This window comes from Marisediminitalea aggregata (genome assembly GCF_900129565.1).
GTDB lineage: Bacteria > Pseudomonadota > Gammaproteobacteria > Enterobacterales > Alteromonadaceae > Alteromonas > Alteromonas aggregata.
Window position 1 is genome coordinate 207,521 of sequence record NZ_FQWD01000007.1, and the last position, 26,044, is coordinate 233,564.

The window sequence follows — 26,044 nt, forward strand, 5'->3', positions numbered from 1 at the left end:
CACAACATGCAAAACCTAAAAACAAGAACAGTCTTATTTTTATTCGGGCTCAGCCTTGCGCTGACTAGCCCATTTTCTCATGCCCAAAGCTGGGGTGGAAACCGACCAAAACTGGTCGTCCTCAACAAAATAGAATTCCAACGCGAACAAAAAACCGTTCAGGCGGTTGGGACAGCTGAAGCCATTCGCGCAGTAACACTTTACCCAGCCGTTGCCGATGAAGTTACAGCTATCGATTTTCGTCCGGGTCAATATGTGAATAAAGGCGACGTGTTGCTCACCCTGGACGACCGTCGTCAGGTCGTCGCTGTAAAACGTGCTGAAATTCAACTCAAGGAAGCTGAGCGCGCACTACAACGTTTGCTGGACAGTCAATCCAGAGGCGCGGTTGCACAGAGCGACATCGACTTAGCTACAACAACTCGCGACCTTGCCAAAGTAACACTTGATGAAGCAAAAGCAGATTTGGCCGATCGCCGTATCATTGCCCCTTTTAGTGGCTTTGTTGGATTAACCGACGTTGAAGTTGGTGACCGAATTACTACCACAACAGCAGTGACTACGTTGGATGATCGCAGTTCGCTGTATGTAAACTTCCGCGCACCTGAGTCTGCAGTAGGCCTGCTACAAAGCGAATCCTCGGTTGAGTTACAACCCTGGTCAAACCGTACACTGAGCTTAAATGCCAGTATTGCGCAGCTGGACTCCCGTATAAATACCACCGACCGGACTATGGCTGCTCGCGCTTTACTCGACAATGCTGACGATCAGTATCGCCCGGGTATGAGTTTCAGAGTCAACCTGACAATGCACGGCGAGCGCTATGCCGCTATCCCTGAATCAGCGTTGCTATGGGGCGCTACCGGTGCATACATATACAAAGCAATTGAAGGCAAAGCCAAGCGAGTTGATGTCAGTGTTCATCAACGCCTGCGCGGCACCATTCTGGTTACCGGTGAACTTGGCGAAGGTGATCTGTTAATTGCTGAAGGCATTCAGCGTTTACGTGAAGGCCAGGAAGTCACCACCTCATTAGCACGAGGCAACGTGAATGAGTAACCTGAATCAGGCTGTTAACGACCTGCCTTCACTGTCGATTCGCCGCCCTGTACTTATTATTGTACTGAACCTGCTGATTGCCATCGCCGGGTATGCCGCTCTGAATGGCCTTGAAGTCCGTGAGTTGCCCGATGTAGATACGCCTACTATTACTGTAACAGCGCAATTCCCGGGCGCATCACCGGAAACCGTTGATGCGGAAGTGACCGCGCACCTTGAAGGCGCAGTAGCACGTGTTAGTGGCGTGAAGAATATCTACGCGCAGAGTGAAGAGAACTCTGCCAGGGTACGAGTTGAGTTTCGCCCCGGTATCAACTTAGAAGATGCGGCCAACGAAACCCGTGAATCAGTTAGCCGGGTGCAGCGCCAGTTACCCGACGATGTAGAGCAACTTGCGATTATCAAGGCTGACAACGACGCACAAGCGGTGGTTAGTCTCGCCGTGTGGAGTGATTCTCTGGATCTGGAAACCCTGACAGAAAAAGTCGATACCGACCTCGCACCCTTGTTTTTGAGCATTCCCGGGGTAGCAGACGTGCGATTAAACGGTGACCGCGAGCGCGTATTGCGCGTTTCGGTTGACCCGCTGCGTCTAACCAGCTTTGGCTTGTCTATGACAGATGTGGCCAATGTCTTGCGTCTGGCGCCATTCGATGTGCCAGCAGGCAGTATTCAGTCCAGCGACCAAATGCTCATCGTCCGGGCTGACGCCACCTCAATAACGGCAGAAGACGTAAAAGACATCATCATTAGCGGTGATACGCGTGTTGGCGATGTAGCCAGCGTGTATTTCGGACCGGCAGACTCAGGCAGTGTGGTGCGTCTGGACGGCACACCCGTGCTGGGGGTCGGTATAATTCGTCAGGCCAGCTCTAACACTATTGAAATTTCCGACGAAGTGCTGGCTATGGTAGAAAGTCTGGACAAACGCTTCCCGGACATGCACATCGTTGTTACTTCTGACGACGCCGAATTTATCCGCGACTCCGTGGAAGAAGTGGCCTTTTCACTGGCCCTGACTATTGCTCTGGTTATTTTTACCCTGTTGGTATTTATTGGTTCATGGCGGGCAACCATTGTCCCTGCCCTGTCCATTCCGGTGTCCCTGACCGGCGCACTGGCTATCATCTGGCTACTGGGCTTCTCGGTAAACATCCTGACGCTACTGGCCCTGGTATTAGCAACAGGCATGATTGTAGATGACGCCATCGTTGTGTCTGAGAATATTCAGCGCAGACGCACCATGGGCCTTGGCGCTCGTGCGGCAGCGGTAATTGGTACCCGTGAGGTGTTCTTTGCGGTGGTAGCGACTACCGCGGTGCTCGCGTCGGTATTTATCCCTATTGCTTTCCTGCCGTCCACTGCAGGGCGACTGTTCCGGGAATTCGGCGGCGTTTTGGCGGGCTCGGTCATTATCTCGTCATTTGTCGCGTTGTCACTGGTCCCTGCGCTTACTGCACGCCTGCCGGTTAAAAAGCCAGGCGAGAAAAAGAGTTTATTCGACAGTACGCTGGGTAAAGTGGGCCATGTCTGTTTGTCGGGTTATCAGCGCAGTTTACTGTGGTCGCTTAAATACGCGTGGTGGATAGTTGCGTTTTCCATTCTGGCTGCGGTGGGCGCCTACTTTACTATGCAATCCATTGACAACGAGTTGTTGCCCAGTGAAGACCGCGGCACCATTCGTATCTTTGCTCGTGGTCCCGATGGCGTTGGCCTCAACTTTATGGACCGTCAGGCCATAAAAATGGAAAACGTGCTGATGCCCTACGTGGAAAACGAGACCATTGAGTCCATTTATACCGTAGTCGGTCAGTGGGACCCTAATATCGTATTTATCACTGCTAACCTAAAGCACTGGGATGAGCGCGATAAGTCGCTGCAGGACATCGTTGGTGAGATTCGTCCGGTGTTGCAATCTGTCCCCGGCGCCCCCGGCTTCCCGTTTGGCGGTAACAGTTTGAACTTACGCGGTCAGGGCGGTGGTCTTGAGCTTGCCTTAACGGGTGACAACTACGAACGCATTTACAATGCCGCCGTGATTTTTGCCCGGGAAATTGAAGATCGCCTGCCCGAGTTAGGCACACCACAAATCAGCTACGAGCCAACACAACCTCAGTTGCGGGTTAATATTGACCGTCGTCGTGCAGAAGAACTGGGCGTGCCCCTCAGCGATATTTCTGCAACGCTGCGCTCTGCCATCGCGGGGAATGATATTGTCGACTTAAACGTCGGCGACCAGGCTATACCGATCATTCTGCAAACCAACGACCGCAATACCAGCAACCCATCGGATTTGGCAAATCTTTACGTCAAGTCAGACAATGGCAGCCTGGTCCCTCTGTCCAGCGTCGCCTACATCACTGAAGAAGGCGTTGCTGCAGAGCTTGAACGTCAGGCTCAACGCCGGGCGATTAAGGTAGAAATGGATCTGCCTGAAACGATTGCAATTAACGACGCTGTAGAGCAACTGCGCACGGTTGGTCAGGACGTGCTGCCTGACGGCATTGGCATGATTTTCCTGGGTGAAGCACAAACGTTCGAGGAAACCTCAAAACAGGTGGCGCTAACTTACGTGCTCGCCTTTGTCATTGTGTTCCTGGTACTTGCCGCCCAATTTGAAAGTGTGAACAGTGCCGTGGTGGTTATGCTTACCGTTCCCTTTGGTATCGCAGCCGCTGTTTATGCGTTGTACATTACGGGTACAACCATAAATGTATATTCGCAAATTGGTCTGGTAATGTTGATTGGTCTGCTGGCGAAAAATGCCATTCTGTTGGTGGAGTTTGCTGACCAGCTTCGCGACCGCGGCTACGCGGTGTATGACGCTATTTTAGAAGCCGGACGGGTTCGTCTTCGTCCGATCATGATGACACTGGTATCCACCATCCTGGGTGGCCTGCCGCTAATTCTGTCAACCGGCGCTGGTGCGGAAGCGCGCAACGCTATTGGTTGGGTAGTATTTGGCGGTCTTGGCATCGCGGTTGTCTTTACGCTTTATCTGACACCGGTTATTTACCTGGGCTTAGCAAGATTCACCAAGCCTCGTGCCGACGAAACACGCCAGTTAGAACAAGAACTGGAAGCCGCAGAAGTCTAATGGGTAACGCAATACGTCAGTCAGGTCGTTTGGCCTGACTGGCATTTTCCAGAAACATTAGCAGTTGCGCGATCATTTCGTCGAAGTACGGATTAAACGTGAGACGAGCAACGACTTTACCTTCCCCTTCCTGCCCCCAGGGGCCATACCAGAGTGTATTTGTTGATGTCGAAGGACACTGTGCTTCAATGTCAGCGGGCTGACCATTGTCGCAGATACGCACACTGCCGTTAGTGCCGTACAACGAATTATGTTCGCTAAACAAAACACTCATATGGGACGCTGCCAAAGCGCGCTCACGCGACACAGGAAAGGGTTGTACGCGCGATCCCTCTGGCGCTGTTTCAGCGCTGCCCATCCAGAGTAAGACATTGTCTGAGTGGTAAAGCTGTGTATTGAGTTGGGATGCGACCGCCTGCACGTCCACCACGCTGTCGCCTTCTGCCAGCACAGCGAAGTGAGGGAGAGTATGTTGCGTTTGCTCAATGACGTGCTGTACGGCCTCAACACTGCCCTGATAAGCCGCAAATCCCTGCATAGCAATGGAATTGTATCGCGCGGGATTGTCTTCCGGCTCTACATTTGGCCAGGGCCAGACATCGGTCACCCAAGGGGCAAGTCGGGTGACAAAAAAGTTAGGTAAAAATGCCGGAGAAAACAGTATCAGTCCCGAAATATCCTGTCGTGACGACGCGGTGACGGTAACTAAATTCGCGCCGGTTGAAAATCCGCCCAGAAACAAGGTTTCCACATTCGGAGCAAATGCCTCAACCTGAAAATCGACCGTTTGCTGCCACAAATCATATCGGGCGTTCAACATGTCACCCGGCTGAGAACCATGCCCCGGCAACAGTATGGTTCTTACCCAGAAACCCCGTTCACAGAGAGGCGCGCTGATATCGCGGAAAAAATAAGGCGAATCGCCCAACCCATGTACCAGTAAAATACCGCGGGGGTTGCCCTGACCACATTCAAATGGCGTATTAAAAGCCGCCTCGGTAGCAAGGTCGAACTTGACCGGGTGGCGATGCGCAAGCAGCCATTCATTTACGGCTGTCTGATAGGCTGAAAATGGCTTTACACTAAAAGGAACAACGGTGCTTTCTGCATGAAACGGCGCTGACTGTCGGGACTGACACCCGGTTAACCAGCCTGCCGTTAACAGCAGCGCTACCAAACCCAGCAAGCAAAGCCGCAGAACCGAACCCAATACACTTTTTCTTGCCATTATGTTAACGCCGAAACCGGTTATTGAGCGGCTTTCGCACGTTGTGCTTCAAGTTGTTTGCGGAACGTGTTGGACAGCGCTTCCAGTTCATTTACTGCACCACGCATATGAGTAACCAGTTGTTCCCTGAAAGCAGTGGATAACAGTTGAGACTGACTTCGCATTTTTTGACCAACGGGAGAGCGATGAAATGCCAGAATTTGGTCCATTTCATCTTCGGTGAAGTGTTCTAAATAGATGGACGCGATGGCTTTGTTTAATTCCGGTTCATTCAGCTTGTTACGCAAAATCGTATCGAGATCTTTCATAAACTTTTCCACCATGGGCCGCTCTTCTGCAGTGATTTGCATGCGGCTAATTGCCGTCCCCGTGGTGTGTTTAAACTGGGCAATAAGCATTTCTTTCGATGTTTCCCCACCCAAAGCCTGAGCAACCAACATGGCCTTTTCCATAACCGGCTCCACAGCGGAGGCAGATAAACTAACAACGAGAGTCAGAAGACAGATCCAATATCGCATTTTGATAATTAAATAAGTGAGCAGTGCTGTAAAGCCTACCACAGCCTTGCTGGCCAGGAGAGTATTTTGCCGACTGATTCTCAGCCGGCAAAAAATAAAAAACTAAGAGGCGGTTTCTGTGAGTGCTTTGGCGAGTAGCTTGTGAGTAAGTAAGCTCAGCAATTCAGTTTCTTCATCACTGCGCTCACCATCGACCCCGGTCATCACCGTGGCAACCTCTACCGCCCGATTGGCGTCTTTGACCAGTTGAGGTTGCAAGGACTTAAGCACATCGGTCGCTTCGCCGGCATCGATGGCCGTTCGCGTGTGATAAATCACATCGTTCATAAACGCGTCCCGACTGATGGGGCTATCCCAGTCCAGAGACTCTAACAATTCGTCCAGGTAATCCTGTTCAGTAAGGGTAATCTTGCCGTCGACCTGATAAAACAAAACTGCCATTTTTATCAGCGCTTCTTGATATTGTTGTTGTGTTGATAATTGCATAACGACTCCAGCTATTTCTATCGGCATCCGGCCAATAACAACTGTGTTATTATACTTGCAAATGTAAAAATAAGGTTAATTATTTTTACATTTTCATCGCAAAAAAACGGACTGTCAGCGACAATATCCGCAAATCAACACGTTACCTGAGCCCTACCAACACATCACTAATAATGAAGTTACCGTTAAAGATCTTGTCGGGCTCTCCCAGGGTATCGATGGCAAAAAACTGCTTATCTTCGTCCTGTAACCCCTGATAACCGCCAATTACCTGATAGATCCACACCTCGGGATCAAACTCCAGCGATTGTGCGCTATAAAACTCCAGTGCTGACATGGATTGCCCTGAGTCGATGACCTCGCAAAAATACGCGTCGACCGCTTGCTGTAATGGATCGCGGGTTAATTCGACTTGTTGCTGTTCACTTACCTGAATCTCTGCGCTTTTTTGCTCAGCCGTGTGCACCGGTTTTCTGCGATATACCGAACTCAGCGCCCCAACCAGCTGTTGTAATTCCTGCTCATGATTTACCTGATTCACATCGACACTTGCCGGCTGAATCAATGCCGCAGACTGATTAAACAGCACAGGCACCTGAGTAAGATTAGGGTAATTGCCCGGTGTGAAGTCAGGCTGCTGATCCATATGCAGCAAAAACCCTTTTAATAATCGGGTGCGGCCCTGGAATTCGCGGAAGCGTCCAAGCAAGTCGATTAAGCGCGCCTGGGCAACCGACAACTCCTGGGTGGCTTTCGAGAAACTCTGCTGTAAGGCAACCACCAGCAAGTGCCGCAACTCTCTGTTGCCACCGGCTATTTCACTGAGTTCATCAAAGCGAAAGCACTCCAACTGATTCAATAATTCAGACACCTGCCCCTGAGCCAGCTCATTCTCACGAATTTTTGCCTCAACCGAAGACACATAACCAAACTCGTTATTAATTCGGCTGAACATGACCCGAACACTGTTTGCCAGCGACTCTGTCAGCTGATAGACATGCTCGGTCAGGTCCGTCATATAGGCATGTGCTTCGTTGAATCGATTGTAATGCAGCGCTTCTTTGTAGTGTTCTGCCAGAGTTTTCAAACTGGCCAGTGCTGAGCCCACATTGGCATCGATGTTGCGATTCCGCTCATCCTGCAAGCCACTTTCAAGCAGTGTTCTTACCGCACTTTTCAGGCGCAGCGCGCTCTGTGGATCTGGACGCCACAAAATACCCAACTGCACCAATTGCTCGAGAATTTTTTTGCTGTGCGCCGCTTCGTCAACCACGCCATTCACATAGGCCTGCATGATCAGCTCACTGTGGCGACCCAACGCATTTAATAAGCGTGTTCCGGCCTGGATCAGCACCTGACTCATAGCAGGCTACCCTGCTGAATAGCTGCTTCTGCCTGCTCCGACAATGACAATGACTCAGTCTCGTCGATAAAGCGGATGACCTCGTACAGGTGCTCAACTTTGCCGGTGGCAATGTAAATTTGCTTATCCGGATTAGGCTTAATCAGATACCCAAGATCGGTCAAACGTTTGAACACCTGTTTCAGCTGTCCGTCCACATTCACACTGGTGGAGCCAAACAAGCGATAGCGTGAAATTTTTTCCAACTGCTCAGCATAAGCCGGGGTATCTTCGATAACCGTTTGCACTTCGTTCATGCGAATCGCATTGCCCATCACTAATGGACGGTCGCTTTCACTGGCTTGTTGTACTAACAATAACCATTCAACAAGGGGAACCAACCCGGATGTCGTTTCCTGAAACTGCTGTAGCAAGACTTTGCGTTCAGGTTCACCGAGGGTCAGGTAAGCGGCGAAAAACACCTCACCTTCACCGGTTGTAGCCAGTGTGCGATTCAGAATGTTCAGATGCGGCTCAACTTTGGCCGCGTTATCGCGACTTTTCAGATACCGCCAGCCCTCTTCATCACTGACCTGACAAATGAACTGTCCTTCTAACAATTTGCTCAGCACGCGGCCTTGTTCTGTCATCATGCTGAAACCTCCTGCTGCTGCTTACGCGCCTGTATTCTGGCCGATAAATCACTGGTCTTCGGTTGTACTACCTGTAGTTGCTTGCTGACCTTGTCAATCAGATAGCGATTTTCAAACAGTTTTAGTACATCTGATTCCGGGTTAGGGAAAGCCCCCACAACACTGATGTTGTTGCTTTGACAGGCATCGAATATTTTCTTCACGTTACTTTGGTGAAGCGTACCCAACTCATCAATTGGCCAGTGAATAATAACGTCTGCGCCACCGCGCAATAAACGGGTAAAGGCCAGCAGGAACTTACACAGGATCAGGTAGGCCATACCATGACTCGACGACTCATTGAGCTGACGATCGGTACGGATAATCAAATCGCTGTTTCCTTCGCGCAGGTGTAGCTCGATATCCAGCAACTTGCTGATCCCGCCCGACAGCGCAGCTCGCCCAAGAATATCCAGGACCGAACGCATACTCTGGCCATATTCATCTTCTGGCAGGTCATGCGCGCCCTCTTCCATCCATTGGTCATATAAAGCGCGGAAGCGTTCAAGTTCCGGCCAGAATTCCAGTTCACTAATACGCGAGCGGATCTTCACCGCAGAGTCGGATACCCCGTCGAGGAACAGCTCTCCGTCGACCTCTTTGGAGATACGACGACTTTGACTCACAATGCGCTTGTCGATATCGGCCAGTACAAAGTAGTACTGACTTAAATCAGCACCGAATATACGGCCCTGTTCTCGCAAGCCCTGCATCTTCTGTGGCACGATAACGTTTAGCAGTTGCGCCAGGTGTGTCACCATACGGCGGTGGTCGACCCCTTTCACGCCGTGAGCGTTAATTACCGCACATTCCTCACGCGCACGCTCCCAGGTGTCAGACAAGCCGGTACCGGCTTGTGCGGCAATGAGCTGATCGAAGCGCTCAACGTAATTGCGCACATCACTTAACAACTCTTCGCGCTCTTTCAACAATCCCTGCACGCGTGATAAGCGTTGAGTAATACTCAGCTCGTCGTGCTGCAACTGCGCACTGCTGTCTGATTTAGGCAGGCTCTGTTTAGCCAGTGTTTTACTTAACGTATCTACCTGAGTGAGCTGCTCAGCCGCGGTAGAGGTGACTTTCTCCAACTCAACTTGCTGCGCTTTCAGGCTGTCCCGGCGTTCGCGGTATTCATTTTGATGCTGCGTTAATTCGCGCTCCGCGTCGCTAAGCACTTTTCGCGCTTTATTCAACCCTTGTTGCCAGGTGACTTTGTGGCCGGTAAATACGGTTTGATACCAGCGCTCGTAGTCGCTTACCTTGTGACGATGCGTCTCTGTGCGATAAATCGAATCTTTCAGTGCTTTCAGGTCTTTCTTCAGCTTACCAATTTCATCGACGTCCACACCGCGCTGGTTTAATTCGTTCTCCAACCAACGCGCCATTTCCTGTTTATCTTGTTCCGCAGACTGGCGAACTCGCTTGATTTCACCTTCCACCTGAGCAATACGTGCATCGCTGTCAGCAATCAGTTGTTGCCAGTGGAAGCTGTGTTCGGTTTCCGCCTCGCGCTGTTGATCTTTTACCTCGTCGCGATCCAGTTCAAACTGCGCGGTCAGTTTTTTCTGCGATTGCTGGTTATTGTCTAATTGACTACGTGCTTGTTGTTTACGCTCTTTCAACGCGTGCTGGTATTCACTTAATACCGCTTCTTTGTCTTGATTCGCGCGTTTACGCGCCGCTTCAGCACTGCGAACTGCGTTGTCTTGTTTAGTCACAGCCAGCTCTGCAACACGCACGACTTCATTGGCTTTTGCCAGTTCCACTTCGGCCGTATTTTGTGCCTCAGCGGCTTCAGCTAGCTGCTGCTCAGCCTCGGCCAGCGCCTGTTTCAGACTCTGCTCGGTTTGCGCGTACTCTGGTGACGACAGGTTTTCCAGTGACAATGCCACACCGAAAAACGATGCAGAATCACCCTCGGCTTTCGGCGCTAAATCAGTGCGCTCCAGTAACTCAGGGCGAATAAGTTTACCCACTGAGCTTTCCCAGTCGTCAACGTTGGCGCGCAAAAACTCCAGCAGTGAGCCTTCCCCCGGATACAGCAACGCGTTTACGTCGGCTACGCGCTGCTCCATTTTACGATACTGGTTACGGGCTTTTTCCAACGCTTGATTAGCACTTTCCCGCGCCTGAACGGCTTTTTGGAACTCTGACTGGCTCTGTCGATATTGGGCGCGCACAGTATCTTCGTGCACGCTTGCTTCTTTTACTGCCGCATCCAACAGTTCCAGTTGAGACTGTTCAAATTCGTTATAACCCGCGTTATTCAGTGCTGCCTTACACTCAGCTTCAGCGACCTTCAAGGCGTTCAAACGAGTCTGATACGTTTCACTTAACGTCGTAATTTGCTGCGCGTAGTCTTCTTTGATGTTCTGCAGTGCATCGCGTTCTTGTTGTTGCTGAGTTGCACGCTTTTCCTGTGCCTCCTGGCGTACGGCAGACAGTTCATCGAGTTGCTCAGCGGTTTTCTCACCCAGCTCCGCGACCCGGCGATTGTAGGTGGATTCAATATCCTGATGCTGCTCGGTGAGTAACGTGTATCGGCTGGACAACAGCTCCAGGTCACGCTGCCATTGCGGCAGTTTGGCGACATCTTCTTTAAGCTGCTCGATGTCCTGTTCCTGCCAGTTCTCAAACTCGCGTTCCACTGCATCGAGTTCTGCCGTGTATTTTTCCACGTCTGCGCGAGAACCCGAGATTTGCAGATTTAATTCATCGCGGCGCTCATTCCAACTGTTGTCATTTGCTTTGCGTTCGTGCTGCACATCGTCCAGCTGCTGACGTCCTTTTTCCACCCTTGCTGTGAGGTGTGATTTATCCAGTTCAAAGGCCTGTTTAAGTTCAGCCAGCGCCGTTTCTGCTTCCTGTAACGCCAGATCGGCTTGCTCCAAGCGGGTAAATTCCGGTCGGACTTTGTCGAAAGCTCGAATGAGATGGCATTCGCGGATCCAATCATCAACCCGGTTACGCGACAAGCTGGATGTAGGCGGCTGAACACCGTCTTCTTCCAAAATCGCTGCAATCATGGCCTTGATGGTTTCCATTTTGCCTTCTTTGGAATGCACGGCCTTGGCCAGTTTTTCGATGTGGCGTAAATGTTCAGACTGCTGACTTAAACTGAATACCTTCGCATAGCCCAACAACTCCCGTGAACTGCTGCTTTGATTCAACACACCCTGGTCGTTTTGCAATACGGCACGAAAATCTTTAGTAGTGAGCAAGCTGGATACGATCACGTTGTTGCGCTTCATGGCTCTTGCTACTTCCGTGCTGGACAAAGACGCATGTTTGCCATTTTTTTGTTCAAACAAGTAATCGTCAAGCGTAAAGGGTTTAGCAATAAAGCGGTAATTAACCCCTGTCCCGTTGGAGGTGAGTACAGCCTGGCATAAGTCCCCTTCCGCCCGGGTATATTCATAAATAATGAACGACGACGTACGCGGTAAATACCAGCGCTCAAAACTATCCCGTGTGGCGGGTACTACCCGGCTGGGGTATTCGCCGTAGAAAACGGGTATCAGGCGCTGTAATGTGGTTTTACCCGATGCATTGGTACCACAGATATTGGTGTGTCCGTCTAGTTTTAGTTCTACTACACCGGGTAAATGGGTGTCGATAAGAATAATACGTTTAAGGCCAGCCATAGGTTTCCTGTATTTTTGTCATCTTCCGTTGTTTGGCACTACGCCACATGGTGTGAATATACATCATGTACGGAAGGGCCTGAACGATGTTCAATCAGGCGTATTCGCCATGATTTGAACCAGTCTGTTCCAGACTGTGATTTGAGTCTCGTTGACCCGAAACAGCTAAATATAAATTCTCAGCCGGTTTCGGACAAATAGCATTAACACGTCAGTGTATTATGAATTCGGCGCAATGCGAAGCCATAGCTCGCTTTCAGAGGAGCTTAAGCGAACCGTTTGACGGTTTTTCAGTCAATTTCAGACGAAATGTTGCGAGGATTATTTTAACCTGAGGCAGCAATGCTCCGAGCCAGTATTTTTCTTCAGGATAGGAACGATTTGAAAAGCGTTGCTTGGTGTTATTTTGTGCCGACACTGAACAACAATCGTTCAACACTCCCCTCCTGACAAGCAGACAGAATGATGACAACTACTCTATTACATTCAACCAGAAGGCCTGGTTTTCCTTGAATTCCGGATCTTGTTGCAAGCGCATTAGCACCCCATTAATGTGCCCGACAGCGCGCTTTCCCCAGGGGTTATTTGTGCAACCGATTGCGCCTTCTACCAACGTATCGCCCATTTCCGTGACGGGTAGAAAGACCAGCGAGTCATCGTGCTCAGTCATCGAAAAGTACTTTAGCACGGATGGATAATCTATCGTGTAGTCGAGCCTGCCTCTGGCGATTTGACGCAACACTCGCAGAGGTCCTTCAGTTCCGGCGATTTCGAGAATATGTGGTTGGCCAATTTGTTTATTCAATATACTTTGCAAAGCGTCAGGGTACTTTCTTGCACTCGGTAATCCAAACGCCAGTGTATGAATAGACATTAACTTGGCAAAAGAAACGGGTGTATTTTCAGATAACTCAAGTTTGGTTAAAAAAGACCGATGGATAATGACCCCCAAAGCAGGATAACGCATAGTGGTATCGCTGTAGGTATAAGTGCCAGAGTCTTCCCGTTTGATCATGCAGGGAAAACACAGGTTTTCCGCTTCTCCTACATATTTGTTAACCCGAGGATGCGGATAGATTTCCACACTGGTATCAAGATCAGCCAGCAACACATCCAGTTTGTCGGTCATTACATCACAAATGCCATAACCCTTTAACTTTCCATTCATTATATGAAAAGGCGGCGACGGATTTTTAGCCCACACTATGGCATCACCAGCCGCACCAGCTGTCTGAGAATAAAGCAGAGATATGAATGCCAGACACAACAGGTAAATCGACTTAAACGGCAAGGTGGTCTCCCGCGAAAAACACACAAAAATTTGGCTTCGTAACGGACAGTTTGCCAGATTGAAATGAAATCGTCTCGACCGAATAACGAGTTATTGCAATCAAAGTGTAAATAGGATACTGCGCCAGGCCTATAGACAAAAAAACCGGCACAAAGGCCGGTTTTTAATAACTGTTTATACGAGCGATTGTATTATCGCGGCGGGAACATGCCGCCTGGACCACCCATACCACCTGGGCCGCCACCTGGAGGCATCATGCCTTTCATCTGACGCATCATTTTTTTCATGCCGCCGCCAGACATTTTTTTCATCATTTTCTGCATTTGGGTAAACTGCTTGAGCAACCGGTTTACATCCTGAATTTGTGTACCGGACCCCGCTGCGATACGACGCTTACGGGAACCTTTAATGACTTCCGGCTTTTCGCGCTCAGCAGGCGTCATAGAATTGATGATCGCTTCCATTTGCACAAACTGCTTGTCGTTTGCCTGGTCTTTGATCTTGGCGCTCATGCCGCCCATACCCGGCAGCTTGTCGAGCATGCCCATCATGCCGCCCATGTTGCGCATTTGTTCTAGCTGTTCTTTAAAGTCCTGAAGATCGAAGCCTTTGCCCTTCTGAACTTTCTTCGCCAGTTTCTGCGCTTTGTCTTTATCGACTTTGCGCTCAACTTCTTCGATAAGGCTTAATACGTCGCCCATCCCCAGGATACGTGACGCAATACGCTCAGGGTGGAACGGCTCCAACGCATCGAGCTTTTCACCCATACCGATAAATTTAATGGGTTTACCGGTGATTTTACGCACCGACAACGCTGCACCACCGCGCGCATCACCGTCAGCTTTGGTTAGGATAACACCGGTTAGTGGCAGCGCTTCGTTGAAGGCTTTCGCTGTATTCGCCGCATCCTGACCGGTCATGGCATCAACTACAAATAACGTTTCGACCGGCTTCACTGCAGCGTGCAATGCTTTGATTTCGTCCATCATGTCACTATCGACATGCAGACGGCCTGCGGTATCCACTAACAGTACATCGAAGAACTGTTTGCGTGCAGCATCAATGGCGTCATTAACAATATCGACAGGCTTTTGCAAAATGGTCGATGGGAAAAAGTTGACGCCGACATCTTCTGCCAGGGTTTCAAGCTGTTTGATAGCCGCAGGACGATACACGTCAGCACTGACCACCATGACTTTTTTCTTTTCGCGCTCTGTGAGGTATTTGGCCAGCTTACCAACCGAGGTTGTTTTACCTGCACCTTGTAAACCCGCCATCAATACGACCGCAGGAGGCTGGGTAGACAAATTCAGTTTTTCGTTTGCCTCCCCCATGACCGCTTCAAGTTCAGACTGAACGATCTTGATGAATACCTGGCCAGGTTTAAGGCTCTTGGTTACTTCAGTACCCACAGCGCGGGCTTTAACCTGGTTAACAAATTCTTTGACAACCGGCAGCGCCACATCGGCTTCGAGCAGCGCCATTCTGACTTCGCGCAGGGTTTCTTTAATATTGTCTTCGGTTAAGCGGCCCCGACCGCTAACATTACGTAGCGTCTGCCCTAACCGTTCGCTGAGATTCTCAAACATTCTCTGTTTATCAACCCAATCAATTAAGAATACCGGCAGTATACCGAAAATTGACCAGTTAACGTAGTCTGGATTAATGATTTATCAAATTCCGGCAGACATGCAGTTGAATTCTCTGTTATTCTGCAGTATCAATACCAAGTTATTTTTTACCAACAGGTTTTATTCAACACATGGCTACCTTGTTCGCGTTGCTGGCGGTTGTTGCGTATTTTGTGGCTGCAGCGTCTATGACGGGGCGATTTTTTCACAATCAGGGCCCAAACAGGATGTTTGCGTTAAGCATTGCTGCCATCGCAGTGCTTTGTCACAGTATATTTTTGGGTGACGCTATTCTGGCTGCACAAGCCGGCCAGAATATGAGTATTACCAATGTACTGTCGCTGGTAGCCTGGCTCATAACACTGTCTATGCTGGTGAGCAATTCATTGCTGCCGAACGTGATTTTATTACCCGTGGTGTTTGGCTTTGCCGGGTTTAGTGTTCTGGCCTCTGCATTTATTCCTGTTGAACACATCATGCATATCGAATTGCGCCCGGGTTTGGTAGTGCACATCACATTGTCGCTGTTTGCCTATGGCACGCTAGTCATCGGCTTTTTGTACGCGCTGCAAATGTCGTACATAACTCACCAACTGAAACACAAAGGCGCCAGCATATTACACTCTTCATTGCCGCCACTGATGCTGGTTGAAGGGATCCTGTTTAAACTTATTTTAATCGGCACCATATTGTTGGTCATTGCCCAAATAACCGGCTTTGTCTTTCTGGAAAACATGCTGAGTCAGGGCTATGTCCACAAAACGCTGCTATCTATTGCCGGATTAGTCGTGTTTATAGTGCTTTTGGCAGGCCAAAAACTGTGGGGCTGGCGCGGTAAACAAGTTATCGCTTTAACTATCCTTGGCGTCATGCTGTTGTCACTGGCCTATTTTGGCAGTCGATTCGTGAAAGAAATTCTGCTCTGATAACCAACATCACCAATTAACACTTGAAACGCCATGATTGACTGACTACATTGGTGTTTCTAAATATTTGAAGGGATCCCTAGTTGGACGACATATCAACCAGTGCGTTGTTGATTGCACTGGCAATCTTAATTGCTTTATCTGCGTATTTTTCCAGTTCTGAAACCGGCATGATGTCGATCAACCGGTATCGACTCAAACACTTACAAGGCGAAGGACACCGCGGTGCCAAGCGCGTGCACAAACTACTCGAGCGTCCGGATCGGTTAATTGGCTTGATTCTGATCGGTAATAACCTGGTTAACATTGCCGCTTCAGCCATTGCTACGATTATTTGTACCCGCTGGTTTGGCGAATACTGGGCGGTGTTCGCTACGACTATCGGGCTAACGATTATCCTGCTTATATTTGCTGAAGTGACGCCGAAAACCCTGGCTGCGTTGTATCCGGAGAAAATCGCCTTTCCAAGTTCACTTATTTTATCGCCGTTATTGGTTGTGATGTACCCGCTGGTGGCGGCAATCAATGGCATCACCAATGGCATTTTGGCTCTATTGCGGATCAAACCATCCGGTGACGGTGGTGACTCCCTGAGCCGGGAAGAACTTCGAACCGTGGTGTACGAGGCGGGAACAATGATCCCCAAAAAGCACCAGGACATGCTGGTCAGTATTCTCGATTTAGAAAATGTGACTGCCGAAGATATTATGGTGCCCCGCAGTGATATTGCCGCAATTGACATTAACGACGAATGGAAAGATATTCAAAAGAAGCTCACTCAGTCTCAGCACACTCGCGTATTGCTTTATCGCGATAGCATTGATGACGCTGTGGGGTTTGTACACGTTCGCGATGCACTGCGGTTGCTATCGAAGGACCAATTCACTAAAGCCACCCTGCTTCGGGCAGTGCGTGAGATTTACTACGCCCCGGAGTCTATCCCTCTGCATACCCTGATGTATCAGTTTCAGGCGGAAAAAGAGCGAATTGCGCTTGTTGTAGATGAATACGGTGATATTCAGGGACTGGTTACCCTGGAAGATATCCTGGAAGAAATTATTGGTGACTTTACAACCACGACACTCCCCGCTTACAGCAAGGAAGTCTCGGTGCAACAGGATGGCAGCGTATTGGTTGATGGCAGTGCTAACGTGCGGGAACTCAACAAAGAAATGGATTGGAATTTTCCCATCGAAGGACCTAAAACACTTAACGGGTTAATTCTTGAGTATCTGGAAGAAATTCCCGACAGCAATGTCAGCTTGCGCCTTGCCGGCTACCCCATTGAGATTATTGATATAAACGAGAACATGATCAAAACTGTGAGGGTAATGCCCGAATTCTACAAACCCGTTTCCGTTGTCACCCCGGATTAACACTCGTTAAAAAATGATACAGGCCAGTCTGGTATTTTGCGGTGTGTTTGAAAGCGCACTGTAGTTAGGATTACAGAAGTGACTGGCCTTTGAATGCACCAGCCATAATCGAATTAGCCTGTCTTGCGTTTAGCCAGTACTTTGGCTTTAGCAGCCGCTACCTTGGCCGACAGGTCTGACAGCTTACTCATGATTTGCGCCATTTCTTCGTCATCGTGCAGATCCGACTCTTCCATATGTCGTTCTAACGATTTTCGAAGCTGTTCTGGAATAGACTGACTCGACATGTGTTTGTTTGCATTCTCAACGACGCGCGTCGAAATGATACCTTTGTTCCTCTCTACCTGTTTGTTATATCGGTAGCAGAAAAAAAAGCTAAAGCAAAAAAGCGAAATTGACCTGGATTTAGTTAGCGCAGATAGCACACTAATGAGACGCTAGAGCCGGTATATTCATGTATTAAGTAACAAATCGGCCTGCGGGGTTAAATGTTGCCTTGAAAGTGTTTAACCAAAACGCCTTTGCCGCGGGTTAAATTGTACTTGACTACTGCCACAGATCCGGTCGCAAACAACGTCATTTGGTGCGAGTCACATAATGCATCCAGTAAAAATGAAACAAACGGCATGTGGCTCACAATGAGCAGTGGTTTTCCTTTTCGGGATTTGGCCATCTGATGCGCTAATACGTCAATATAATCATGCGCAAGCCGGACATTTCCCTCAGGCACAATGTCATCACAAATTTCACTTTGCGCGGCGTGCAGGGTTTCTGATAAGGCATTGAAAGTCTGACGAGTTCGCGTGTAAGGGCTAACCAGGGCGAGCGACAATTCACCGTCCTGACAATAGGATTCAGTCAACCAGTTTGAGCTGACACGCACTTCACTTTTGCCATGAAGGGTAAGATTTCGGCTTTTATCATCCGTCAGTAGTGATTCAGCCTCACCATGGCGCATGATAAAAATAAAAATGTCGTCTTTGCTGCTTTGACCTGACATAACATTGCTAATATGATGAGGAGTACATACTAACGATAGCAAAGGTCAGCCAACTCGCCTAGTACTATTATAAACTCTTAGACTAAGGTGTAACCGGTCATTCGCCTGCTGTTAACCTGTCCACCGGCTAACTGCAAACAATAACACGTAGACAGAACGAAGAAATTACATTGAATATTACACAGGACATAGATAGTACCTATTCCTTGCGACTGGAAAACGGCCTACGGGTGTTAATTGTCCACAAGCAGGAACTGACTACCTGTTGTGTCTCGGCCAGTGTGAAAGCCGGGCATTTTTTTGACCCTTCGGACTGTCCCGGACTAGCCCATTTACTGGAACACATGTTGTTCATGGGGAATGTCCTGCTCCCTGAGCCAAATGCTATCAATGAACTCATGGAGCAAGCCGGCGGCAACATTAATGCCTGGACCGGTACCGAATTCGCTAATTACCATTTTCAGGTTCATGCTCAGGCACTCCCCCGCGTATTGCCCGCCTTCGCGGCAATGCTAGGTGCACCTAACTTTGACATTGAACAAATCCAGTCTGAAATGAAATCCATTGACGCTGAATTTAAGTTCAAACGCAAAGATGACTTGCGACGTCTGTATCAGATCCACAAAGAAACGGCCAACCCAGCGCACCCGTTTGCCAAGTTTTCCGTTGGTAACCAACAAACGTTCGGGCAATTCACAACGGAAGCTCTGCAAGAAAAGCTGGCAGCGTTTCATGCATCACTTTATTGCGCCAGTAATATGACGCTGGTTATTCACTCGCCGTTTAGTGTTGGCCAGCTGATGCCCTGGCTCACCCAAGCGTTTGAACCGATGCCGGCTGGCGAGCCTGCAGCGCTATCGCTACCGCCGCTCTACACCCCGGAACAATTGGGTGTGGAAATTCGAATTACGCCGTTACAAGCGGCACGACGGATGATCGTCACCTTTGCATTGCCGGCACTGCACTTACACATCAACACCCGCCCCCTCGACTTCATCAGTCATATGTTAGGCGACGAAGGCGCAGGCAGCTTATTTGCCTACTTAAAAGCCAAAGGATGGATAACCAATCTGATAGCTGGCTCAGGCATAGAAGGTCAGGGCTTTAAAGACTTTAATATTAATCTGCAGCTCACCGAAGCAGGGCTTGCCCATCAGGCCGATATAGTATCCGCCGTGTTCTCCATGATTGAACTGCTGAAGAAATCAGCAAGTGAAGGATGGCGATTACAAGAAAAGGCAAAACTGAACCAGCTTGCCAGACAATACGATGATTCGCATAAACCATTGCAAGCGATGTGCGATCTGGCCGAACTACACCAGTATTTTAGCTGGCAGGCTATCTCAGAAGCGTGTCAGCGCGAGGCATTGACAAGTGAAGCGTTAATCGAAGCCTTGTCGCATTTCATTCCTGAAAATTTGCGAATAAAAACAATAGCGCAGGATCTACAAACCGACCGGCGTTGTGAATATTATGACGCCGCCTACGCTATCAGTGCCTTACCGGCAGAACAACTGGCGTCATGGCAGAATCCGCCTGAAATCAACGCAATATCGTTGCCACCACCCAATCCCTACATCGGCGACAGCTATAGCTTGTGTCCGCTGGACAACCGTTTTGCCTTACCTCAAGCCATTCGGGAAGATAAAGGTGCCAGCTTCTGGTTTTGTCAGGATCACAAATTTCGCGTACCGAAAGGCGATGTATTTATTTCTTTCGATACGCCTTCGCTTGCTCAGAACATTCACCAGGTTGCCGCCAAACGATTATGGCTGGCAGGACTGAATGACTATTTACAGGGCCAGTTTTACCGAGCCGAAATCGCAGGGTTGCACTACCGAATATACGGTCATCAGGCAGGATTTACGTTACACACCCGCGGCTTCAGTGCGCAACAGGGCCAGTTGGTTCAAAAACTCACTCGCGCAATTCACGAATTTGAACCGGACCCGCAAACGTTCCATCACGTGCAGAGTATGCAGTGCCAGAGCTTGCAAAATACGCTGCTGAACAAACCCATCAACCGGTTATTTTCGCGCCTGAGCGTATTAATTCAGCGCAACACGCATGCTCCGGTCGAGCTTTTACAAGCGGTTGAGAAAACGCAATTTGATGACGTACGTCGTGTCAGAGAACGGGCTTTTGACTATTACCATTTGGAAGGATTGGTCCACGGGAACTGGACTGCTCAGGCCGCTGAGCGTATCGCTGACAGCGTTCTCGATATCAGCCCGGGAGCTAAGGCATCGCCACTCCCCCGTGCGGTAGCAAAATTGCCGGTCGGTCGCACCATGATTCACGAAGTAACCTGTGACCACGAAGACGCTGCGGTCGTGCTGTATTTGCAAGCACCCAGCAACGACATATGGAATGTCGCCATGTGTATGGTACTGGAGCAAATGCTCGCGGGGTCATTTTTTACCAGTCTGCGGACTGAAAAACAATTAGGTTACCTGGTCGGAACCGGCTACGTGCCGCATAATCAGCACCCCGGCATTGCTTTCTACATTCAGAGTCCAACCCACGGCCCACAAGTGCTGATGTCGCATATCAGTCAGTTTTTACAGCAACAAACCCGCGAAAAAGACTTTTACGAAGGTTACTGGCCAAGTATCCAGCGCAACCTGTTAAAGCAGTTACAAGATGTCGACCTGAATCAATCCATGCGCTCTCAGCGTATTTGGCAAGGCTTAGGGGCCAATGATACACAATTGCACCGTAACCAGCAGTTAGCCAACACCGTCGAAGCAATGACCTTTGACGATATCATTCGCTACGCCACTAACATGAACCTCAACCAGACGTTTGGTGAGCTTGTCTTGTTTTCCGCGGGCAAATTCGCTCCGTTACAGACCGCAGAAACCGATGTCATCTCCAACATTGCAGACTTTAAATCCAAGGTCGAATTTTATTTATAATCGTTGAATAATTCAGGCCGAATGCGACACATCGGCCTGTTTTGCTGAAGTTTTATTCACCCACTTTACCGATTCAAAAAAAACCTTGTAGAGCGCGTTTTAATTCGGCATATTGGTGTTTGGCTAGAATGGACGCTAACCAATTCAAATTAAAAGAAAGATAAGGCATACATTGCCAAAGGTGTATGGTGCGCTCAACCCATAGAACGACGTTAGCACTGTTTTTAGTCACAGTGATAATATTTGTCACCCGCATAGCCAGTGCTAGCGCGGCAGTCAACGACATCCGCTTTAATGAATATACGCGGGAAGATGGTGTATCTGAAGGTACCATAACGTCGATCGTAGAAGATCAGTATGGGTACATTTGGGTAGGCTCTGTTGACGGCCTGTTCCGCTTCGATGGTTATGAATTCAAACATTACCAGCACTCCCCTCAAAAACCGGAATCCATTCCACCGGGCTTTACCCGCACAATGTTCGTTTCCTCAAATAACGATTTGTGGATTGGCACCTATACCGGTTTGGCAAAATACCTCCCCGACACAGACAGTTTTCAGGTTTACAACAGCGACAACTCACTGATCAGAAACAACGATATCTGGTCAATCAGTGAAGACGCAAAGGGCAACATCCTCGTTGCCGACACATCGAATTTATACATCATTGACGCCAAGACACACACTCTTGAATTGCTGGATGAACGCATAGATTTTCCAGACGATATTGTAGTTATTCGAAATGAACCATCTAAGATTTGGATAGGCACAAGAGGCTCTGGTGCCTATATCTATGACAAAAACAGAAGACAATTGTTCTCGTTGAAAGCAGTAAACCCATGGGGAATGAACATCAGCTCCAACTCTGTTTTTGACATAAAAGTGATCAAGGGACAGTACTGGCTAGCCTCCACTGACGGTATTCTAATTATAGATAATCAGGGGTTGCTTCTTAGAAGGATTGATGGCGATTCCTTTCCTAATCTGATAAATCAAACAGTCCGCACAATCAAAGAAGTAGAAAAGGATGTTATTTGGTTTGGCACAGAAGATGGCTTAGCGATATACAATCTGCTAAGCGACAATTTGACCTTCTTTAGTCAGGACAAGCGCAATTTCACTTATTTGAATAATCACATCATACGGGAAATTTTTCAGGACTCTACAGATGCGATTTGGCTTGCTACCTATGAAGGCTTATATAGACACACACCAGCATCAAATTCTCTGAGACTATATTCACACATTAACAACTTGTCTAACGCAGGCTCAAAACGCATTTGGGCAATAGAAGAAGACAGTAGTAATGACTTATGGATCGCGACCCAAAGCTCAGGATTAGCCAAATTTGATCTGAGTAGGAGTACGCTGGACTATTTTCTGGAAAATGAAGAAAACCAGATCTGGGACTTAGTTATAGATAACGACGATAACCTCTGGTTAGCAACATCCCAAGGTATCCGGCATTATGTATACAGAAATGGAAACCTAGACTACATCGATTCCTTTTTAGATGGCGAAATTGTTGACGCTATATATTTTGATGGCAAACGTATTTGGGCATGGACACAAAACCAAGGTCTTATATCTATTTTCAAGGATACAGTTCAAAAAGATAGTAAGGTCAACCTTTCACAGAGACACAGTGTCCAACACCATGACCAAGGATTGAGTAGTAATATTTATTCGCCCGTGTTTTCCGACAAAGAGGGTAATATTTGGTTAGCTACGATCGGACGAATTGATTTATTTAATCCGACACGAAATAAGGTAATCGCCAGTATTAACCTAAAGGCAGATAAAAATCATAATGCCTCCCTGGTGAAATCTGTCTATGAATGGGGTAACAACTATTGGTTGACGACTCAGTCAGTAGGTATTTTTCAACTGGATAAAAGTAGTTTAAAACTATCCAGAAAAGTAACCCTGGATGTGGCATCTAATGTTGTGCTGGCAGCCACGGGCTTTAAAGATTCAATATGGTTATCAACCGACTCCTCAATAGAACAAATTCGTCTTCCTACATTGGAAACTGGTATTTCTGTCAGCAAAGAGCAACTTGAGTATAATAATTTCTCGGAAGGTGCAGTATCTATAACGCATGATAATGGTATTGTTTTTGGTGGTGACAAAGGATTCCATTTCTTTTATCCGGAATTCCTGACAGTGAAAGAAACGTCAGAAACCCCGTCAGAAAAACCCAATTTGTTTTCTTTGAAGATTTTTGGAAAAGAACAAGATTTTAACTCACAAACAGGCCCACTTGATAAACCTGTCTACCTGAAAGACAGATTAACTCTGGCTCATGTCGATTCCCGATTTAGTTTCACTTATGGTGTGGTTAATGCAATTTCCCCAGGGTCAATTAAATACCGTTACAGACTTACTGGCTGGGATCAAAACTGGACGCAAGCTGGCAGCGAAAGACAGGCTTTCTACAACAACGTTTCTTTTGGCGACTATGTATTCGAAGTTCAGGCCTTGGAAGATGGAAAAGCATGGTCTGAATCAAGAGTATTAAACATTACCATCTCTCCTCCCCCCTGGCTTCACCCTGCAGCCTTGGTTTTCTATGGCTTCTTCGCAGCTATTTTGGCGTTATATGTTGTTCGCCAGTATCATTTCAGACGTGCCCAACGCATTGCCGTTTCTGAATCTGAGGAACGTTTGAAACTGACTTTATGGAGCAGTGGTGACGAACTCTGGGACTGGGACGTATTCAGGGGTCAGGTGTACCGTTCAAATACCTGGGGGACACTGGACTTTCCTCAGGACGACATCAGAACAAACAGTGCGTACGACGCCAACATTCACCCTCATGACCTGAGACGCGTTCAGGAAGCGTTAAAGACACACCTTGACGGGAAAACCGAATTTTTCGAGTTAGCGTATCGGGCAAGAACATTTAGCAATCAGTGGGTGTGGATTCTGGACCGTGGAAAAGTAGTACAACGCGACCACAACAATCAACCGGTTCGTATGACCGGGACATTAAAGAACATCCAGCATTTAAAAGATGCTGAAGAGCAATTGAACCTGTTTAAGCGGTCAATTGAGAATATTTCGGAAGGCGTATTCATCACCGACACAAAATTCCGTTTCATCTCGGTAAACAATGCTTATTGTACTTATACTGGTGAAACACGCGAGCAAGCGTTAGCCAGCTTCCTGTACTTCCACCAGTATCCTGAAGCTTTTACCGAAGAAATTAAGAAAACGCTGAAAGCCCGTGGAAACTGGAGTGGAGAGGTTGAAAGTACCCGTGTGAATGGCGAGCGCTACGAAATTGAACTGAACATCGATGCCGTACATGATGACGATGGCCGCATCTCTCATTTCGTAGGGGTATTCTCAGACATCACGTCGCGTAAAAACACCGAAAAAGAGCTGCTTAAACTGGCAAACTCGGATCCGCTAACCGAGTTACCTAACCGTTCATTCTTCCAGGCCAGCCATAGCAACCTCGTTAGAAAAGGTTCTCCCCATGCCCTGCTCTGTCTGGATATGGATAACTTCAAGAAAATTAATGACTCACTGGGTCATCAAACCGGTGATATCCTGATTAAGCAAATCGCCAAGCGTATCCAGCGAATTACCGATGCAAACTCGACGTGCTATCGCTTAGGTGGTGACGAATTCAGCATTCTGATGGAAGATATTTCCGACATCCACACTATTACGCATTTCGCTCAAAGCATTCTGAATACCCTCTCTCGCCCCTTTATTATTAATAAGCAAGAGTTCGTTTTGGGTGCCAGTATTGGTATTGCTCTGTTCCCGGAAGACGGCTCTTCACCACAAGAATTGTTAAAAAATGCCGACACCGCCATGTACTTTGCTAAAAACAATGGCGGAAATAGCTACCAGTTCTTCAGTGGTGAAATGAACCAGAACGCGGTTCGACAGTTGCAGATTGAAAACCTGATTCGTCAGGGCATTAAAGACGATTTATTCACCGTCTATTATCAGCCCAAAGTGGATATTACTACCGGCAAACTGGTGAGTATGGAAGCCCTGGTTCGTTTTGAACACCCGCATAAAGGTATCGTCAGCCCCGGGCAGTTTATCCCGTTGGCAGAGCAAACCGGACAAATCATTGAAATAGGTGAGCAGGTACTCAAAAAAGCCTGTATGGATACCAAACGCTGGGTAAGCGAAGGCTTGTTTAGTGGTCGAGTTGCCGTAAATATATCGGCCAAGCAATTCGAACTACCAGACCTCGATGACCGCATTGAAAATATTCTTCGACAGGTTGGTTTGTCTCCCCTCCATTTAGAATGTGAAATAACGGAAGGCACGCTAATGGAAAACCCGGAAGAAGCGCTGCGAATGATGCAACGTTTACGTGACCGCGGAATTCACCTGGCATTGGATGACTTTGGTACGGGCTATTCCTCGCTGGCTTACCTGAAACAATTTCCGTTGAACACGCTTAAAATTGATAAAGCGTTTATTGACGATATTGCCAACAGCAATGTCGATCGCCATATGGCCGCTGCCATTATCAATATTGCCCACAACCTCGGTCTGAAAGTCGTTGCTGAGGGCGTGGAATACGAGGAGCAACTGAATATACTGCGTCGTTATGACTGCGAAATGCTACAGGGTTTCCTGTACAGTAGACCACTTAATGCAGAGCGCTTTGAGAAACTGTTAAAAGAAAACAGCCTGCTCCACAAAATCATCAATAAAGTCTCTCCAGACGCCTGACGCCTCGTCTCGGCTATTTTTGAAAGATTATATAAATCTCATAAAGCTTGTCCTTCCAAAGTACCTTACATGGCGTTTTAGAGACGTATTACACCAACCCTATAGACTCGAAGACTTTCATCAGCTT

At 48.2% G+C, this 26,044-nt stretch carries 16 protein-coding genes; 6 read left to right on the forward strand and 10 right to left on the reverse strand.

Annotated elements, in window-relative coordinates:
- Nucleotides 1-6 precede the first annotated feature (6 nt).
- Complete coding sequence (locus tag BUB81_RS19520; protein WP_073325041.1) at nt 7-1,059, forward strand: efflux RND transporter periplasmic adaptor subunit; 1,053 nt, start codon at nt 7-9, stop codon at nt 1,057-1,059.
- Nucleotides 1,052-4,156 (forward strand): efflux RND transporter permease subunit, encoded by a 3,105-nt coding sequence (locus BUB81_RS19525; protein WP_073325042.1) that lies wholly within the window; start codon nt 1,052-1,054, stop codon nt 4,154-4,156. The genes BUB81_RS19520 and BUB81_RS19525 overlap by 8 nt, the downstream gene beginning before the upstream one ends.
- Before the next feature lie 16 nt (nt 4,157-4,172).
- Here the strand turns inward: BUB81_RS19525 and BUB81_RS19530 are convergent, their stop codons facing one another.
- The 8 genes from BUB81_RS19530 to ffh form a co-directional block, all read right to left on the reverse strand.
- Complete coding sequence (locus tag BUB81_RS19530) at nt 4,173-5,384, reverse strand: alpha/beta hydrolase (protein WP_084526749.1); 1,212 nt, start codon at nt 5,382-5,384, stop codon at nt 4,173-4,175.
- Nucleotides 5,385-5,404: 20 nt separating this feature from the next.
- Complete coding sequence (locus tag BUB81_RS19535) at nt 5,405-5,836, reverse strand: DUF2059 domain-containing protein (protein ID WP_073325043.1); 432 nt, start codon at nt 5,834-5,836, stop codon at nt 5,405-5,407.
- Nucleotides 5,837-6,004: 168 nt separating this feature from the next.
- Nucleotides 6,005-6,388, reverse strand: coding sequence for a tellurite resistance TerB family protein (locus BUB81_RS19540; protein ID WP_073325044.1), 384 nt, complete (start codon nt 6,386-6,388; stop codon nt 6,005-6,007).
- A 142-nt stretch (nt 6,389-6,530) separates the two neighbouring features.
- Nucleotides 6,531-7,751, reverse strand: coding sequence for a phosphoenolpyruvate carboxylase (locus BUB81_RS19545; RefSeq protein ID WP_073325045.1), 1,221 nt, complete (start codon nt 7,749-7,751; stop codon nt 6,531-6,533).
- Nucleotides 7,748-8,383 (reverse strand): hypothetical protein, encoded by a 636-nt coding sequence (locus BUB81_RS19550; RefSeq protein ID WP_073325046.1) that lies wholly within the window; start codon nt 8,381-8,383, stop codon nt 7,748-7,750. The genes BUB81_RS19545 and BUB81_RS19550 overlap by 4 nt, the downstream gene beginning before the upstream one ends.
- The gene (locus BUB81_RS19555) at nt 8,380-12,066 is read right to left on the reverse strand and encodes an ATP-binding protein (RefSeq protein ID WP_073325047.1); all 3,687 of its coding nucleotides are present in this window, start codon (nt 12,064-12,066) and stop codon (nt 8,380-8,382) included. Before BUB81_RS19555 ends, BUB81_RS19550 begins: the two co-directional genes overlap by 4 nt.
- Nucleotides 12,067-12,538: 472 nt before the next feature.
- Entirely contained in the window at nt 12,539-13,357 is an 819-nt protein-coding gene (locus tag BUB81_RS19560) for a hypothetical protein (protein ID WP_139241643.1), read from the reverse strand.
- Between the two features lie 191 nt (nt 13,358-13,548).
- A complete protein-coding gene (gene ffh / locus BUB81_RS19565; protein WP_073325049.1) occupies nt 13,549-14,946 on the reverse strand; it encodes a signal recognition particle protein in 1,398 nt (465 codons plus the stop codon).
- A 173-nt stretch (nt 14,947-15,119) separates the two neighbouring features.
- Here ffh and BUB81_RS19570 point away from each other — a divergent pair, with 173 nt between their 5' ends.
- The gene (locus tag BUB81_RS19570; protein ID WP_073325050.1) at nt 15,120-15,914 is read left to right on the forward strand and encodes a cytochrome C assembly family protein; all 795 of its coding nucleotides are present in this window, start codon (nt 15,120-15,122) and stop codon (nt 15,912-15,914) included.
- Nucleotides 15,915-15,997: 83 nt separating this feature from the next.
- On the forward strand, nt 15,998-17,290 hold the full coding sequence (locus tag BUB81_RS19575; protein WP_073325051.1) for an HlyC/CorC family transporter: 1,293 nt from the start codon (nt 15,998-16,000) through the stop codon (nt 17,288-17,290).
- Between the two features lie 113 nt (nt 17,291-17,403).
- Here BUB81_RS19575 and BUB81_RS22205 read toward each other — a convergent pair whose 3' ends face one another.
- Together BUB81_RS22205 and sixA are read right to left on the reverse strand one after the other, a co-directional pair.
- On the reverse strand, nt 17,404-17,577 hold the full coding sequence (locus tag BUB81_RS22205; RefSeq protein WP_174237802.1) for a hypothetical protein: 174 nt from the start codon (nt 17,575-17,577) through the stop codon (nt 17,404-17,406).
- 197 nt (nt 17,578-17,774) lie between these two features.
- Nucleotides 17,775-18,290, reverse strand: a complete 516-nt coding sequence (gene sixA, locus BUB81_RS19580; protein ID WP_073325052.1) for a phosphohistidine phosphatase SixA — start codon at nt 18,288-18,290, stop codon at nt 17,775-17,777.
- A 170-nt stretch (nt 18,291-18,460) separates the two neighbouring features.
- Here sixA and BUB81_RS19585 point away from each other — a divergent pair, with 170 nt between their 5' ends.
- Nucleotides 18,461-21,208, forward strand: a complete 2,748-nt coding sequence (locus tag BUB81_RS19585; protein ID WP_073325053.1) for an insulinase family protein — start codon at nt 18,461-18,463, stop codon at nt 21,206-21,208.
- A 233-nt stretch (nt 21,209-21,441) separates the two neighbouring features.
- Entirely contained in the window at nt 21,442-25,917 is a 4,476-nt protein-coding gene (locus tag BUB81_RS19590; RefSeq protein WP_425435082.1) for an EAL domain-containing protein, read from the forward strand.
- Nucleotides 25,918-26,044 lie beyond the last annotated feature (127 nt).